16 protein-coding genes and 1 tRNA gene are annotated in these 14,725 nt (G+C 70.1%); 5 read left to right on the top strand and 12 right to left on the bottom strand.

All coding sequences use genetic code 11. The annotated features are described in order from the left end of the window. Positions 1 to 64: 64 nt before the first annotated feature. Genes ACQHIV_RS35725 through ACQHIV_RS35715 form a run of 3 tightly spaced genes read right to left on the bottom strand, consistent with a single transcriptional unit; the run spans position 65 to position 2,171 of the window. Positions 65 to 469, bottom strand: coding sequence for a RidA family protein (locus ACQHIV_RS35725; RefSeq protein ID WP_427888761.1), 405 nt, complete (start codon positions 467 to 469; stop codon positions 65 to 67). 8 nt (positions 470 to 477) lie between these two features. Further along, positions 478 to 1,212, bottom strand: a complete 735-nt coding sequence (locus ACQHIV_RS35720) for an IclR family transcriptional regulator (protein WP_427888760.1) — start codon at positions 1,210 to 1,212, stop codon at positions 478 to 480. Beyond that, the gene (locus ACQHIV_RS35715; RefSeq protein ID WP_427888759.1) at positions 1,209 to 2,171 is read right to left on the bottom strand and encodes a sugar kinase; all 963 of its coding nucleotides are present in this window, start codon (positions 2,169 to 2,171) and stop codon (positions 1,209 to 1,211) included. Before ACQHIV_RS35715 ends, ACQHIV_RS35720 begins: the two co-directional genes overlap by 4 nt. 132 nt (positions 2,172 to 2,303) lie before the next feature. Here ACQHIV_RS35715 and ACQHIV_RS35710 point away from each other — a divergent pair, with 132 nt between their 5' ends. Genes ACQHIV_RS35710 through ACQHIV_RS35700 form a run of 3 tightly spaced genes read left to right on the top strand, consistent with a single transcriptional unit; the run spans position 2,304 to position 5,840 of the window. Continuing rightward, the gene (locus tag ACQHIV_RS35710) at positions 2,304 to 3,605 is read left to right on the top strand and encodes an amino acid deaminase (RefSeq protein WP_427888758.1); all 1,302 of its coding nucleotides are present in this window, start codon (positions 2,304 to 2,306) and stop codon (positions 3,603 to 3,605) included. Position 3,606: 1 nt separating this feature from the next. Further along, positions 3,607 to 5,187 carry an N-acyl-D-amino-acid deacylase family protein gene (locus ACQHIV_RS35705; RefSeq protein WP_427888757.1) on the top strand — a complete coding sequence of 527 codons (1,581 nt, stop codon included), beginning with the start codon at positions 3,607 to 3,609 and terminating at the stop codon, positions 5,185 to 5,187. Positions 5,188 to 5,201: 14 nt separating this feature from the next. Beyond that, positions 5,202 to 5,840: a bifunctional 4-hydroxy-2-oxoglutarate aldolase/2-dehydro-3-deoxy-phosphogluconate aldolase gene (locus tag ACQHIV_RS35700; protein WP_427888756.1), complete on the top strand. Its 639-nt coding sequence runs from the start codon at positions 5,202 to 5,204 to the stop codon at positions 5,838 to 5,840. Here the strand turns inward: ACQHIV_RS35700 and ACQHIV_RS35695 are convergent. From ACQHIV_RS35695 to ACQHIV_RS35685, 3 genes are read right to left on the bottom strand one after another with little or no spacing between them, the layout of a single operon-like run. After that, a complete protein-coding gene (locus ACQHIV_RS35695) occupies positions 5,827 to 6,519 on the bottom strand; it encodes a DUF4097 family beta strand repeat-containing protein (RefSeq protein WP_427888755.1) in 693 nt (230 codons plus the stop codon). The genes ACQHIV_RS35700 and ACQHIV_RS35695 overlap by 14 nt on opposite strands. Continuing rightward, entirely contained in the window at positions 6,516 to 7,163 is a 648-nt protein-coding gene (locus ACQHIV_RS35690; RefSeq protein ID WP_427896634.1) for a response regulator, read from the bottom strand. The genes ACQHIV_RS35695 and ACQHIV_RS35690 overlap by 4 nt, the downstream gene beginning before the upstream one ends. A gap of 13 nt (positions 7,164 to 7,176) precedes the next feature. Then, complete coding sequence (locus tag ACQHIV_RS35685) at positions 7,177 to 8,454, bottom strand: sensor histidine kinase (RefSeq protein WP_427888754.1); 1,278 nt, start codon at positions 8,452 to 8,454, stop codon at positions 7,177 to 7,179. A gap of 166 nt (positions 8,455 to 8,620) precedes the next feature. Here ACQHIV_RS35685 and ACQHIV_RS35680 point away from each other — a divergent pair, with 166 nt between their 5' ends. After that, a complete protein-coding gene (locus ACQHIV_RS35680; RefSeq protein ID WP_427888753.1) occupies positions 8,621 to 9,133 on the top strand; it encodes a hypothetical protein in 513 nt (170 codons plus the stop codon). Here the strand turns inward: ACQHIV_RS35680 and ACQHIV_RS35675 are convergent. After that, complete coding sequence (locus ACQHIV_RS35675) at positions 9,123 to 10,244, bottom strand: hypothetical protein (RefSeq protein ID WP_427888752.1); 1,122 nt, start codon at positions 10,242 to 10,244, stop codon at positions 9,123 to 9,125. The genes ACQHIV_RS35680 and ACQHIV_RS35675 overlap by 11 nt on opposite strands. Before the next feature lie 213 nt (positions 10,245 to 10,457). On the opposite strand from ACQHIV_RS35675, the gene ACQHIV_RS35670 reads away from it, so the two are divergent. Continuing rightward, a complete protein-coding gene (locus ACQHIV_RS35670) occupies positions 10,458 to 11,495 on the top strand; it encodes an alpha-hydroxy acid oxidase (protein WP_427888751.1) in 1,038 nt (345 codons plus the stop codon). Positions 11,496 to 11,676: 181 nt separating this feature from the next. Here the strand turns inward: ACQHIV_RS35670 and rplA are convergent, their stop codons facing one another. The 5 genes from rplA to ACQHIV_RS35645 form a co-directional block, all read right to left on the bottom strand. Then, a complete protein-coding gene (rplA, locus tag ACQHIV_RS35665; RefSeq protein ID WP_427888750.1) occupies positions 11,677 to 12,399 on the bottom strand; it encodes a 50S ribosomal protein L1 in 723 nt (240 codons plus the stop codon). A 76-nt stretch (positions 12,400 to 12,475) separates the two neighbouring features. Beyond that, on the bottom strand, positions 12,476 to 12,907 hold the full coding sequence (gene rplK, locus ACQHIV_RS35660; protein WP_427888749.1) for a 50S ribosomal protein L11: 432 nt from the start codon (positions 12,905 to 12,907) through the stop codon (positions 12,476 to 12,478). 12 nt (positions 12,908 to 12,919) lie between these two features. Then, entirely contained in the window at positions 12,920 to 13,966 is a 1,047-nt protein-coding gene (gene nusG, locus ACQHIV_RS35655; protein ID WP_427896632.1) for a transcription termination/antitermination protein NusG, read from the bottom strand. A gap of 202 nt (positions 13,967 to 14,168) precedes the next feature. Beyond that, positions 14,169 to 14,411: a preprotein translocase subunit SecE gene (gene secE / locus ACQHIV_RS35650; protein WP_344191576.1), complete on the bottom strand. Its 243-nt coding sequence runs from the start codon at positions 14,409 to 14,411 to the stop codon at positions 14,169 to 14,171. A gap of 55 nt (positions 14,412 to 14,466) precedes the next feature. Beyond that, positions 14,467 to 14,539: transfer RNA gene (locus tag ACQHIV_RS35645), tRNA-Trp, on the bottom strand. Positions 14,540 to 14,725 lie beyond the last annotated feature (186 nt).

Genomic DNA, 14,725 nt, shown 5'->3' with positions numbered 1-14,725 from the left:
CGCGATACGGGAAATGCTCCAGGCAGTCCAAAGCCCGGACCACCTGGCCCGGGCTTGGGAGGGTTCAGCTGAGAACGGCGAGCGCGTCGATCTCGACCAGCATGTCCGGGAGCGGCAGCCCGGTGAACACGGTGGTCCGCGACGGCAGCACCCCGCTCGGGGTCCGGGTCGACACGAACTCGGCGTACGCCTCGTTCATCGCACCGAAGTTGTCGCGCTCGGTGAGGTAGACGCGCAGCATCACCACGTCGTCGATGCTCGCGCCGCCGGCCTTCAGGATCGCCTCGATGTTCTGCAGCACCCGGGTGGTCTGGCCCTTCACGTCACCGGCGAACACGAAGTCGCCGCTGGCCGGGTCGACCGAGCCCTGGCCGGACACCTGCAGGATGTTGCCCTTGCGGACGCCCTGCGAGAACACCGGCATCGGGGGCGGCGCGTCGGAAGTGGAGACTGCGCTCTTGTCGGTCATGACACCTCTCAGTTGTAGTCGGCAGTGATCGCCTCGGCGGTGGCGAGCAGCTCGGGGAGCAGCTCGAGCACCTGTTCATAGTTCAGCAGTACGTCGGGCACGGACAACGACACGGCCCCGACGACGCGCCCGGTGGCGTCCTTGAGCGGTGCACCGATGCAGTTGATGAACGACTCGTGTTCCGCCCGGTCCTGCGCCCAGCCACGCTCCTTGGTGGCCACCAGCTCCTCCCGCAGCTGTTCCGGGTCGGTGATCGTGTTCGGCGTGTAAGCCTTGTAGTCCAACGTGGCCAGGACCGCTTCCCGTTGCCGCTTGGGCTGTGCGGCGAGCAGCACTTTCCCGACCGCGGTGCAGTGCAGAGCCGCCGGTACGCCGACCTGTGAGTACATGCGTACCGACCGCACACTGTCCAGCTTGTCGACGTAGATGACCTCACCGTTCTCCCAGGCCGCCAGGTGGACCGTCTGCCCGGTCTTCTGGTTCAACTCACGCAGATGCGGTGCGGCAACCTGCCGTACGACGTACTGCTCGCGCGCGACGTCAGCGAGAGCGAACAACCGCGAGCCCAGGCGGTACCTGTGCGCGGAGTCCCGTCGTACGAACCGATCGGCCTCCATGGTGCGCAGCAGCCGCAGCACGGTCGTCTTGTGCACGCCGAGCTCAGCGGCGAGCTGGTCCAGCGACCGCTCGCCCTCACCGAGGCTGGTGAGGATCTGCAGCGCTCTGGCCAGGCTCTGACTCATACTGCACCGATCTTCGTGGCTGCCCACTCCGCGTCTGTCGCGTTGAGCAGCCGCTCCCGCTCAGCCGGGCTCGCCGGCGGCGCATGGTCCTCAGGCCTCGTCAGCACAGCAGCCGCCGTCAGATGCCCCAACCGCAACCGCTGCACCGCAGGCAACCCCTGCAACGTCCCCGCCAAGAACCCAGCCGCAAACGCATCCCCTGCCCCCACAGTCTCAACAACCTCCACGGACAGTGCTGGGACCTCAGTGCGACCGCTCGGCTCAAGAAGGATCGCAGCGTTCGAATCGTCCTTCACAACCAGCGTCTTCGCGCCAAACCGCTCGTACAACTCCTCGGCATCCCCAGTGCCGGCGAAGACCTCAGCCTCATCCGCCCCGATCAGCACGATGTCTGCAGCTCGCAGCAACCGCCACAACGGCTCCGGGTCCCGCTCCCGCCACAACACGGGCCGCCAGTTGAGGTCAACGCTCAACAGGAACTCCCGCGGCTCCGTCGCCAACCGCTCGAGCATGTCCGAGCTGCTGGCAGAGATCGCGGCAGTAATACCCGTCGTGTGCACGAGCCTCGCCTGGGCCAGCCGCTGACGCACCTCCGGCCGGTCCAAGAACGCAGGTGCGAGCGCCGCCGCGGCCGAGCCGGTCCGGTAGTAGTGCATCCGGGACTGCCCGCCGTCCGACTCCTTCACGTAGAGGGCCGTCGGCCGGACCGGGTCCAGTTCCACTCCCCCGACGTCGACGCCGCGCGCCTCGAGGTCCCGCAGTACGTGCTGACCGAACCCGTCGTCGCCGAGCCGCGAGATCCAGCTCGTCGGCACGCCCAGCGCGGCCAGCCCGCCGGCCACGTTGCACTCCGCCCCGCCGACCGAGCGCCGGAACACCTCGACGTCCGCCAGCGGTCCGGAACCACCCGCCAGCATGATCATCGCCTCACCCAGGCAGATCGCGGCCGTCTCGGGCATCGGCACTCCTTGCGGGAGAAGTGATGGGATAGGGACGTGCGTTGACGCGACTTCGGGCGCGATGCTACAACCGATGAGTCAGAATACGCAATGAGCGTTGCGTATTCTGCAATCCCAACTCCAGGGGGTCTGATGCCTGCTTACGATGCCGACGCCGTCGCCGCTCTCGCCGATCAGCAGGTGAGCTGGCGGGACAAGGCGCTGCCACCAGGTTTCTGGGGCCGGACCGTCAAGGACGTGCTGGCCGACAGCCCCCGGCTGTCCCAGCTGCCGACACCGCTGATGACGCTCTCGGCTCCCGGCCTGCGGCACAACGTCGACACCCTCGCCACCTGGTGCACCCGGCACGGCGTGGAGCTGGCGCCGCACGGCAAGACCACGATGGCGCCCGCGCTCTGGGCGATGCAGCTCGACGCCGGCGCCTGGGCGATCACGCTCGCGAACGCGTTCCAGCTCGGCGTCGCCCGGGCGTACGGCGTCCAGCGGGTGCTGATCGCGAACGCGGTGATCTCGCCGCTGCAGCTGCGCTGGATCGCCGACGAGCTCGCCGCCGACCCGTCGTTCGAGGTGTCGGTCTGGGCGGACTCGGTGCGCACCGTCGAGATCATGGAGGCGGCGCGCTCGGCGTACGTCGGCCCGGACGCCCGCCCGCTCGACGTGCTGGTCGAGGTCGGCGGGACCGGCGGCCGGACCGGTGCCCGCGACGCGGAGACCGCGCTCGCGGTCGGCCAGGCGATCGCCGACGCGTCGACGCTGCGGCTGGCCGGGGTCGCTGGGTACGAGGGCGCGATCGGGCACGGCGTCGACGAGGCGAACCTCGAGGAGGTCCGGGCGTACCTGCGTGACCTGGCGTCCGTCCACCACCGGCTGCGCCCGCTGTACGACGCCGGCGTCGTACCGGTGGTCAGCGCCGGCGGCAGCCAGTACTTCGAGCAGGTCGCGAAGGTCCTCGCGGCCGAGGCCGGCGAGGGCGCCCGGGTGGTGCTGCGGTCCGGCGCGTACATCTCCCACGACGACGGGCTGTACCGGCGGGTGTCGCCGCTCGGCGAGCACCCGCGGACGGACGGCGAGCAGCTCGTGGCCGCGATGCACGGGTGGATCCGGATCACCTCGCAGCCCGAGCCGGGGCTGGCGATCTTCGACGCGGGCCGCCGCGACTTCCCGTTCGACCAGGACTGGCCGGAGCCGCAGCTGATCCGCCCGCGCTCGGCCGACGGTCAGGTGCTGCCGGCAACGGACATGAAGGTCACGAACCTCAACGACCAGCACGGGTTCCTGCACTTCGGCGACGTCCCGGTGGTGGTCGGCGACGAGCTGCGGGTCGGCCTGTCGCACCCGTGTACGGCGTTCGACAAGTGGGGCCTGATCCCGGTGATCGACGACGCCGACGCGGCCGACCCGGTCGTGGTGGACCTGGTGCGGACGTTCTTCTGAGATGCTCACCATCACGGGCGCACTGGTCGTCGACGGTTCGGGTACGCCGGGGTACCACGCCGACGTCGCCGTCGACGACGGGCGGATCGTGGCGATCGGCAACGATCTGCCCGGCGCGGACCGGACGATCGCCGCGGACGGACTGGTGCTGTCGCCCGGGTTCATCGACATGCACTCGCACTCGGACCTGCAGATCCTGGTGAACCCGGACCACACCGCGAAGGTCAGCCAGGGCGTCACGCTGGAGGTGCTCGGCCAGGACGGGCTGTCGTTCGCCCCGATCGACGATCCGACGCGGGCCGTCGTCCGGCGCCAGATCGCCGGCTGGAACGGCGAGCCGGACGACTTCGACTTCTCCTGGTCCACCGTCGCCGGGTACCTCGGCCGGCTCGACCAGGGCATCGCGTGCAACGCGGCGTACCTGGTCCCGCAGGGCACGTTGCGGATGATGGTCGTTGGTACGTCCAACCGTCCGGCGACCGAGGCCGAGCTGGCCCGGATGAAGGAGTTGCTGGCCGCCGGGCTGCGGGACGGCGCGGTCGGGATGAGCAGCGGGCTGACGTACACGCCGGGCATGTTCGCCACGACCGGCGAGCTGGTCGAGCTGTGCGAGGTCGTCGCCTCGTACGGCGGGTACTACGCGCCGCACCAGCGCTCGTACGGCCGCGGCGCGCTCGAGGCGTACGCCGAGATGGTCGAGGTCGCGCGCCGCTCGGACTGCCCGCTGCACCTGACCCACGCGGTGATGAACTTCGCGCCGAACGCGGGCCGCGGCGCCGACCTGGTGGCGATGATCGACGCCGCGCTGGACTCCGGCGTCGACGTCACCACCGACACCTACCCGTACTTGCCCGGGGCAACCACCCTGTCCGCGGTGCTGCCGAGCTGGACCGCCGAGGGCGGGCCGGACGCGCTGCTCGCCCGGCTCCGCGACCCGGCCGCGCGGGAGAAGATCACCTACGAACTCGAGCAGGTCGGCACCGACGGCTGCCACGGCTGCGTCGTCGAGTGGGACACGATCGAGATCGGCGGCGTCCGCAACCCGGCGCTGTCGTCCGCGGTCGGCAGCACGGTCGCGGCGCTCGCCGCCCGGACCGGCAAGCCGGCCGCCGACGTGTTCTACGAGATCCTGCTCGCCGACGACCTCGCCACCTCGATCCTGCAGCACGTCGGCCACGAGGAGAACGTGCGGACGATCATGCGGCACCGGTCGCACACCGGCGGCTCGGACGGGATCCTGGTCGGCGGCAAACCGCATCCGCGCTCCTGGGGCACGTTCCCGCGGTACCTCGCCCGGTACGTCCGCGAGCTCGGCGTCCTCGACCTCGCCGACTGCGTCCACCACCTCACCGGCCGCCCGGCCCGCCGGCTGCGGCTCACCGACCGCGGGCTGGTCCGGCCCGGGTACGCCGCGGACCTGGTGCTGTTCGACCCGGACACGGTCCGCGACGCCGCCACCTTCCCCGAACCCCGGCAACCGGCCGAAGGCATCCCGTACGTGTTCGTCAACGGCGTACCCGTCATCGACGACGGCCGACGTACCGACGCCCTCCCCGGTCGCGCCGTCCGCCGGACCTCCTGAAAGGAACCCTGCTTGTGAACACCCTGGACCTGCTCCGCGCCGACCGGGTGCTGACCGTCGTCCGCGCCCCGGAGATCTCCGACGCCCGCGACCTGTGCGCCGCACTGGTTGCCGGGGGCATCCACGTCGTCGAGCTCACCTACACCACGCCGGACCTCCCCCGGCACCTGGAGCGTGCCGCCGCCACCGCGGCCGAGACCGGCGCGGTCGTCGGTGCGGGCACCGTGCAGACCGGAGACCAGGCCACGCAGGCGATCAACGCGGGCGCGCAGTTCCTGGTCACCCCGGGCCAGGGCCCCGAGGCCGCCGCGGTCGCCGACGCGGCACGGTCGGCCGGCGTACCGGTCGTTCTCGGCGCGTTCACCCCGTCGGAGGTGATGACCGCGCTGGCACTGGGCTCGGCCGCGGTGAAGATCTTCCCGGCGCACCAGCTCGGACCGAAGTACTTCAAGGACCTGAACGGCCCGTTCCCCGGCGTACCGCTGATCCCGTCCGGCGGGGTCAACGCCGGCAACGCCAAGGACTTCCTGGCCGCCGGTGCGCTCGCCGTCAGCGCCGGTACGGACGTCGTCGCGCCCGCGGAGGTGGCCGCCGGCAACTGGCAGTCGATCACCGAGAAGGCGAAGGCGTTCTGCGCGGCTATCGCACCGTGATGCTGCCGTAGCTGCTGCGCAGGAACAGCTTGTGCTTGGCGGACGCGTCGTTCGGCACGCTCAGGTTGGTCGAGCCCTGCGCAGCGACCGCATCGATCGCGTACGTCGTCGAACGCGGCAGCTGCACGGTGATTGAGCCCTCGCTGGAGGTGGCCGACACCTGGTCCGGTGCCTTGTCGAAGAGGAGCGAGATCGAGCCGCTGCGGGCATCCACCGAGACGCGTGGGCTGCGGATCTGAGCCATGTCCACCGAGCCGTCGCTGACGTCCACCGTCAACGGCGCGGCCACCGCGTCGACGTTCAGCGAGGCCTCCTGGACCTTCGCCCGGACGGCGGCGTTCGCCGGGACGTCCACCGTCAGCGCGACCTGGCAGTGCGAGTCCGGGCACATCGTGTCGACCTTGACCAGACCCCCCTCGGTCACCACCCGGACGTCCGGCCGGCTCGCGGCGTACGTCCCGTCGACCGTGACGTGCACCTGCCCGTCGAAGCTCGCCTCGATCTGCGTCGGCAGGTCGGACGTGACCTCCACACCGGACGTCGCCGGCGCGAACGAGGCCGAGTAGTTGTACGGCAATTTGCCCCGGATCTGGCTCACCGTCAACGCACCACCGCCGACCAGCACCAGCAGCAACGGCAGCGCCCCGACCAGCAGCATGGTCCGCTGTGCCCTGGTCACGAGGTCCCCAGATATCTCAGCACCGCCAGCACCCGGCGGTGCTCGCCGTCGGTCGGGGACAGTTGGAGCTTCAGGAAGATGTTGCTGATGTGCTTCTCGACCGCGCCCTCGCCGACGACCAGCGCCTGCGCGATCCCGGCGTTCGACTTACCCTCGGCCATCGCCCGGAGAACGTCCTGTTCCCGGGGGCTCAGCACGGCCAGCGGATCCGCCTTCCGGGACCGCACCAGCAGCTGCGCGATCACCTCCGGGTCGAGCGCCGCGCCGCCGCCGGCAACCCGGCGCAACCCGTCGATGAACTGGTCGACGTCCGCCACCCGGTCCTTCAGCAGGTACCCGACACCGCCCGGGTTCCCGCCGATCAGCTCGCTCGCGTAGCGCTCCTCGACGTACTGCGAGAGCACCAGCACACCGACCTCCGCGTACTGGTCGCGGATCACCAGCGCGGCCCGGAGGCCTTCGTCGGTGAACGTCGGCGGCATCCGCACGTCCACCACGCACACGTCCGGCCGGTGCTGCTCGACCGCGGTCAGCAACTGGTTGCCGTCCCCGACCGCCGCGACCACCACGCAGTCCTGCTCCTCGAGCAGCCGGACGATGCCCTCCCGCAGCAGCACCGAGTCCTCGGCGATCACGACCCGCATCCGTCCGTCCTCCTCAGCCACAGGGCACCTCCGCGATCAGGGTCGTGCCGCCACCCGGCGGACTGTCCACCGACAGCCGTCCGTCCACGCCGGCCACCCGGTCGGCCAGCCCCCGCAACCCGCTGCCGCCCGCCGGATCAGCGCCGCCGCGGCCGTTGTCCCGCACCACGACCCGCAGTACGTCGTCCTCCCGGACCACCAGCACGTCCACCTCCGCGGCGTCGGCGTGCTTGGCGACGTTCGCCAGCGCCTCGGTGACCACGAAGTACGCGATCGACTCGATCGTCAGCTTCGGTCGTGGCTGTACGTCGACGCTGAGCCGGACCGGCACCGGCGAGCGCGCCGCGACCGCCGACAGCGCCGCGTCCAGGCCGCGGTCGGTGAGCACCGGCGGATGCAGTCCACGGGTCAGGTCACGGATCTCCGCGATCGCCTGCATCGCCTCGGTGTGCGCCTCCTCGATCAGCGCCCGGACCGCCGGCTCCTTGTCCCCCAGCCGGTTCTTCGCCCGGCCGAGGGTCATCGCCAGCGACACCAGCCGCTGCTGGGCGCCGTCGTGCAGGTCGCGCTCCATCCGGCGCCGCTCCGCCTCGACCGAGTCGACCACCTGCTGCCGGCTTTGCACCAGCTGATGGACCCGCTCGGCCAGTACGCCGGTCTCCGACGGCCCGAGCAGCTCCTTCACCAGCCACCCGTCGAACCACGAGGCGGCCCGGATCACCAGCGGCGACACGAAGGCCAGGAACAGCACCGCGATCACCGCCACCACCGACGCGCGCATGGTCGAGTTGATGACGAACGGCCCGAGCTGGGCCTGTGCCGCCGCGAAGTGCGTGTAGTACGCCGGCAGCGGGATCAGGACCAGCGGCACCGACCACGCGAACGGCACCAGGAACAGCCAGCCGATCGCCAGCCAGAACAGGATGACGTAGTAGATCAACTGCCGCCAAAGCCCCGGGTCCTTCACCGCCAGGACGGCGTCGTCGACGGTCGACCCGGTGCGCGGCGGCGGCACCAGCGCGGTCACGTCCTGCCCGCGGGTGATCCGGGCCCGGGCCCGTTCCCAGCCGGCGATGCCGTAGACCCAGTGGTTCGCCCACCGGCTCAGCGGGATCCCGATCGGCGCCAGCAGGAAGCCCACCACGACCACGATGGTCGATCCGAGCACGAGCAGACCGGACGTCAGCACGACGACCGCGTCGCCGAGCAGGTGGATAGTTGCCAACCACAAGTACGGCGACCGCCAGAGTCCCCAGGGCGTCCGGGGAACCGGACTCGCCGCAGCCGTCATCCGGATCACCTCCCCGTGTCAGCGCCTGCTCGCGGTCACAACTTACGTGGTCGGTGCCGCCGGAAGGCATCAGGACAGCCCACGGAACGCGCCGGGGGTTATCCCCACCCCGGTTCGTGGGCTGGCCGGACTGTGCCGGACGGCGTTCCCCGGAAGGCTTGACGGTATGACGACGACAGCGATCAGCCCCAGGGACATCGGGCATGCCATGGACGGGAAACTCGGTGACGCGATCGACGACCGCGTGGCCGACGCGCTGGAGGAGTACATCGCCGAGGGCCGGCTGGACGGCCGGATCCGCGCGCGCCGATCGCCGGGCGGACTGGCCGCGATGGTCGCCGCCGGCGTCGCGGCCGTACTGCTGCCGTGGTGCCTGATCCTCGCGGCCACCCTGCCGAGCACCTACGAGGCCGGCCACTGGAAGCTGACCTGGATCGGCCTCGACTGCGCGACCGCGATCGCCGCCGGTCTCACGGCGTACCTGCTGCACAAACGCAACAGGCACGCCGTGCTGACCGCGGTGGCCGCCGGCACGCTGCTGATCGCCGACGCCTGGTTCGACGTGAGTACGTCGGCCGCCGGGTTCGACCGGACGCTCTCGCTGACCGAGGCGCTGCTGCTCGAGCTCCCGCTCGCGGTGTGCGCGTTCGTACTGGCGGCCCGCGAGCTCAGGCGCTGATCAGCTCCAGCACCGGCCCCTCGTGCAAGGCCCGGTAGACCTTGTCCCGCAGGACGTTCGCCTCCGCGTCGGTGAGCGTCCGGTCCACCGGTCGCAGGACCAGCCTGACCAGCAGATTCCGCTGGCCGGGCGTCATCCCGAGACGCTCCCGGGCACTCGTCGGCAAGTCGTCGTACGACGTTTCGCCCAGCACCTCCAGCGACTCCGCGGCATCCGCGTCCGGGCCCAGCGCGGCCCGGACCGTGTCGCCGAGCACCTCGTCCGACACGTCCGCCGACTCGCCCACCACGACCGACAGGTCCCGGCGTACCGGCGGCATCGACGAGACCGGCTTGTACGGCATCAGGTCCAGCATCTGCGCCGCCACCCGCGGGTCGGTGGACCGGAGCAGCCGGATGTCGCGGATCCCCTTGCGGAGCATCATCAGCCGGTCGAGCCCCGGACCCATCGCGAGCCCGGTCCAGCTCTCGTCCAGCCCGGTCAGCCGCAGTACGTGCGGCGCCGCGACCCCGCACTCGCCGATCTCGATCCACTGGTCGTCCAGCAGTACGTCGATCTGCCGGCCGTGGATCGTGTACGGGTGGACCGCCGGCACGGTGCGGTAGGTCTGCCCGGGCAGGACCGTGTCGACCAGGCGGGCGATCATGTCCTCCAGCTCCGGCTCGCCGAGCGTGACGTTCCGGCTGACCCGCCACAGGTCGAGCTGATGCGGCGTACCGGTGTGCTGCCAGTCGACCGAGTCCCGGCGGTAACAGATGCCCGCGCAGACCATCAGTACGTCGGACGCCGCCGAGCCGGCCAGCTCGCGGAGCGCCGGCGGGATCATCGCCGACGTGTGGCTGCGCAGTACCTCGTCGTCCGAGACGTACCGCGTGTAGCGGGCCTCCCGGGTGACGGCATCGGCCGCGTAGCCGAGGTTGTCGTAGTTGTCCGCCAGCGGTACGACGGGACGGTCGCGGCGGGTCCAGATCTCGGTGTACGGCCAGGCTTTTTCGAGCGCGGTCCGGATCGAGTCGACGACAAGCTGGACGGCGTGCGGCCCAAGGGCGGGGTCGCTGAGGTCGCGGAGCGCGAGGGCAGCGTGCAGTTCTTCAACAGTGAGGACAGACATGGGAACTCTCCAGGGATGACGGTCTCGACGGGGGTCCACCCCGGTCGGCCGCGGTCACCTCAGGAGAGAGCGCAGCAGCAGCTCACCCCGTCGGCACCGTCGTGCCGGCCGGGGCGCGGAAATCGCCGCCCGTACTGCGTCATGCGGTCGATTCTAGCTGGTCGCCCGGAAATACTCTCCCGCGGCCGAGGCCGGGGTGCGACCATGGGCCGCATGCGCTGGATCGACACTCTGGAGAGCGCGGCCGCCGGGAAGCTGCCCGAGGCCGTGCACCGCTACTTCCGGCAGGGTTCCGCCGGCGGCGTCAGCGTCGGCGAGGCCACCGCGGCCTGGTCGGCGTACCGCTTCCGGCCCCGCGTGCTGAACGACGTCTCCGGCATCGACCTCCGTACGACGGTGCTCGGTACGCCGGTCGACGCACCGGTGCTGGTGGCGCCGTCGACGATGCAGCGGATGGCCGACCCGGACGGCGAGCTCGCGATGGCCCGCGGCGTCGGCGCGGCCCGGTCCGTGCTCGGTGTGTCCAGCAACGCCGGCTCCACGTTCGCCGAGCTCGGCGGGACCGGGGTGCCGTGGTGGCTGCAGATCTACGTCGTCCGGAACCGCGACATCACCCGCCGGATGCTCGACGCGGCGGTCGCAGGGGGCGCGCGGGCCGTCGTACTGACCGTCGACACGCCGGTCGTCGGCCGCAAGGAGGACGAGGGCGAGACCGTCTGGGACCTGGTGAAACCCGGCCAGCTGCTCGCCAACCTGCCCGCCGGCGACTGGACCGAGGACGACCTCGGCAAGGCCGACGACCTGAACCCGGACATCATCGGCTGGCTCGCCGAACGCACCGGACTCCCGGTCGTCGTCAAGGGTGTCCTGCGCGGCGACGACGCGAAGCGCTGCGCGGATGCGGGCGCCGCCGGCATCATCGTCTCGAACCACGGCGGCCGTCAGCTCGACGGCTCGATCCCGACGGCGCGGGCGCTGCCCGAGGTCGCCGAAGCCGTTGCCGGCAGCAACGTCGAGGTGTACGTCGACGGCGGCATCCGGCGCGGCGAACACATCCTCACCGCCCTCGCCCTCGGCGCCCGCGCGGTCTTCGTCGGCCGCCCCGCCCTCTGGGCTCTCACGGTCGGCTCCTCCGAAGGCGTCACCCGCCTCCTCACCGACCTGGCCGATGAACTCGACCACACCCTCCGCCTCATCGGCGCCCCGACCCCCTCGGCGCTGACCCCCGACCTCATCACCACCTACCCCTGATCCCCACCCCGCCGCCCACCGATCCCCGCCGCCGAGTCGTGAGAAATGGTCGTCCGCGGGGACCCGGATCCACGACTCGGCGATCCTGTCGGGTGCCATTCGCCACGACTCGGCGATTCGGCGGCGGACAGCACAACGCCCCCGCCGGAAGGCGGGGGCGTTCTGGTGCTGAAGTGAGAGATCAGGCCTCGACCTGGTCCTCGGCGAGGTTGCGGGTCAGGTTGGGGTCAACCTGGACACCCGGACCCATCGTGGTCGAGAAGACCGTCTTCTTGATGTAGCGGCCCTTGGAGCTGGCCGGCTTCAGCCGGAGGATCTCCTCGAGCGCGGCGCTGTAGTTCTCCACCAGCTGGGCCTCGTCGAACGACGCCTTGCCGATGATGAAGTGCAGGTTCGCGTGCCGGTCGACCCGGAACTCGATCTTGCCGCCCTTGATGTCGGACACAGCCTTGGTCACGTCCGGCGTGACCGTACCGGTCTTCGGGTTCGGCATCAGACCACGCGGGCCGAGGACGCGACCGAGGCGGCCGACCTTGCCCATCAGGTCAGGGGTGGCGACGACGGCGTCGAAGTCCAGCCAGCCGTCGGTCACCTTCTTGATCATGTCGTCGTCGCCGACGAAGTCGGCGCCCGCCGCCTTTGCCTGCTCGGCCTTGTCACCGGTGGCGAAGACGAGGACCCGTGCCGTCTTGCCGGTACCGTGCGGAAGGTTGACGGTGCCACGCACCATCTGGTCGGCCTTGCGGGGGTCGACCCCGAGACGCATCGCGACGTCCACGGTGGAGTTGAACTTCTTGCTGCCGGCGGCGTCCTTGGCCAGCCGGATCGCCTCCAGCGGCGTGTAGAGGTGATCGAAGTCGATCTTCTCCGCCGCGGCGCGGTAAGCCTTACTGCGCTGTGCCATTACTGCTGTTCCTCTCTGGGGTGTGGTCTCCGGGCGGCGCTTCGCCCTGCCACTACTTCTTCTGGATTAGGTACGGTCAGCCGTCGACGACGACGCCCATGGAGCGCGCCGTACCCTCGATGATCTTCATCGCGGCGTCGATGTCCCGGGCGTTCAGGTCCGGCATCTTCGTGGTGGCGATCTCGCGCACCTGGTCCTTGCTGATCTTGCCGACCTTGTCCCGCTGCGGGACGGCCGAGCCCTTCTGCAGACCGGCGGCCTTCTTGATCATCTCCGGCGCCGGCGGCGTCTTGGTGACGAAGGAGAAGGAGCGGTCTTCGTAGATCGTGATCTCGACCGGTACGACGTTGCCGCGCATGGACTCCGTCTGGGCGTTGTACGCCTTGCAGAACTCCATGATGTTGACGCCGTGCGGACCGAGCGCGGTACCGACCGGCGGTGCCGGCGTCGCGGCACCGGCCTGGAGCTGCACCTTGACCAGGGCAGCGATCTTCTTCTTGGGAGGCATTCTGTCGGGTCCTTAGACTTTCTGGATCTGGTTGAAGCTGAGTTCCACCGGGGTCTCCCGGCCGAAGATCTCAACCAGGGCCTTGATCCGCTGGGCCTCGGCGTTGATCTCCGTGACTGTGGCGTGCAGGGTCGCGAACGGCCCGTCGACCACCATGACCGAGTCACCGACACCGAAGTCGGCGACCTCGACCTTCTTCTTGGCCGCGGTCTTGGCAGGTGCGGCACCGGCTTCGGCTGCCGCCGCCTCGGCCGCCGCCACGACGGCCGGAGCGAGCATCTTCTCCACCTCTTCGAGGCTGAGCGGGACCGGCTTCTGGCTGTTCCCGACGAAGCCGGTCACCGACGGCGTGTGCCGCACGGTCGACCAGGACTCGTCGGTCAGGTCCATCCGGACCAGCACGTAGCCCGGCAGCACCGTACGCTTCACCATCCGGCGCTGCCCGTTCTTGATCTCGGCGACCTCTTCGGTCGGCACGATGATCTCGAAGATGTAGTCCTCCATGTTCAGGGAGTTGATCCGGTTCTCCAGGTTGCCCTTGACCCGGTTCTCCATCCCTGAGTACGTGTGCACGACGTACCAGTCGCCGAACTGCGACCGCAGCCGGCTGCGCAGCTCCTCGAGCGGGTCGCCCGGCTCCTCCGGCTCCGCCTCCGCGACCTCGGTCGCGTCGTCGGCGCCTTCGGTCGCGTCGTCGTCCTCGTCCGCGTCGTCGTCCTCGTCCGTGGCGCCGGCGCTCGAGAAGACCACCTCGTCCGGCGCGGCGGCCGGCTCGGCGGTGGTCAGCGGCGCGGTCTCCGCCGTCTCCTCGGCCAGCTCCTCCTCGGCGTCGTCGACGTCCGCCGCGGTCACCACCTCGGTGACCTCGGACTCGTCGGCCGCCGGGACCACCACGACCGGCTCGTCGTCGGACGTGTCCGCGTCCGGCTTCGGGGTCTCGGCCTCGTCGTCGGCGGAGTACTCGTCGTCGTCGGTCTCGTCGTCGTCCTCGTCGTCGCCTTCGTCCTCGTCGTCGAGGTCCGCGAACGGGTCGTCGTCATCGTCGTCGTCGCCGAACAGGTCGTCGTCGTCGGTGGCGTTCTCGTCGAAGTCGAGATCGAGGTTGTCGTCGGAGTCGGATACGTCGAACTCGTCCTCGTAGTCGAGGACCTCGTCGTCGCGCTCGGACACGTCGTACTCCGTCATCTGTGCATCGGGGGTCTTGTCTGTTTCAGGCCGGGCCGGTCGCCCGGAACCTACAGTTGGTCGTGGCCGGCGTTCCTCAGCCGAAGACCTTGAACATCGCCCAGCCGAAGGCGAGGTCGAGGACCGAGACGATCGCGATGACGAACACCACGAAGGTCAGGACGACCACGAAGTAGGTGGACAGCTGCTTGCGAGTGGGCCAGACCACCTTGCGGAGCTCGGCGACCACCTGCCGGTAGAAGCGCAGCAGGCCCCTGCCCTGCTTGCCCTCCGCGGGCTTGCCGGCGCCGGACGGTGCCGGGGTGCGCGTCTCCGTCACGACCTACCTCTTTCGCTAGCGGCGGCCTGACCGGCCCTGCGCCGGTCAGGATTTGCAGGGCACGAGGGACTTGAACCCCCAACCTTCGGTTTTGGAGACCGATGCTCTGCCAGTTGAGCTAGTGCCCTCTGCAATCCATCCGGACGCCGCGTGGGACCTGATCTCGGGCATGCCGGATCAGGGCCATCAACGCCCGGACTAGAGAAGTGTACGGGGTCCAAGCCACGTGGTCTAACCGAGGCTCTTACCCGCACGACCCCTGTACCGATTATCGGCCCGGGCGCCGCACCGCGATGAGAACCATACAGCCTCCA

It is taken from the genome of Kribbella polygonati (assembly GCF_050320105.1).
GTDB lineage: Bacteria > Actinomycetota > Actinomycetes > Propionibacteriales > Kribbellaceae > Kribbella.
The sequence above is the reverse complement of the archived record's forward strand: the minus strand, read 5'-3'. Positions and strand labels throughout refer to the sequence as shown.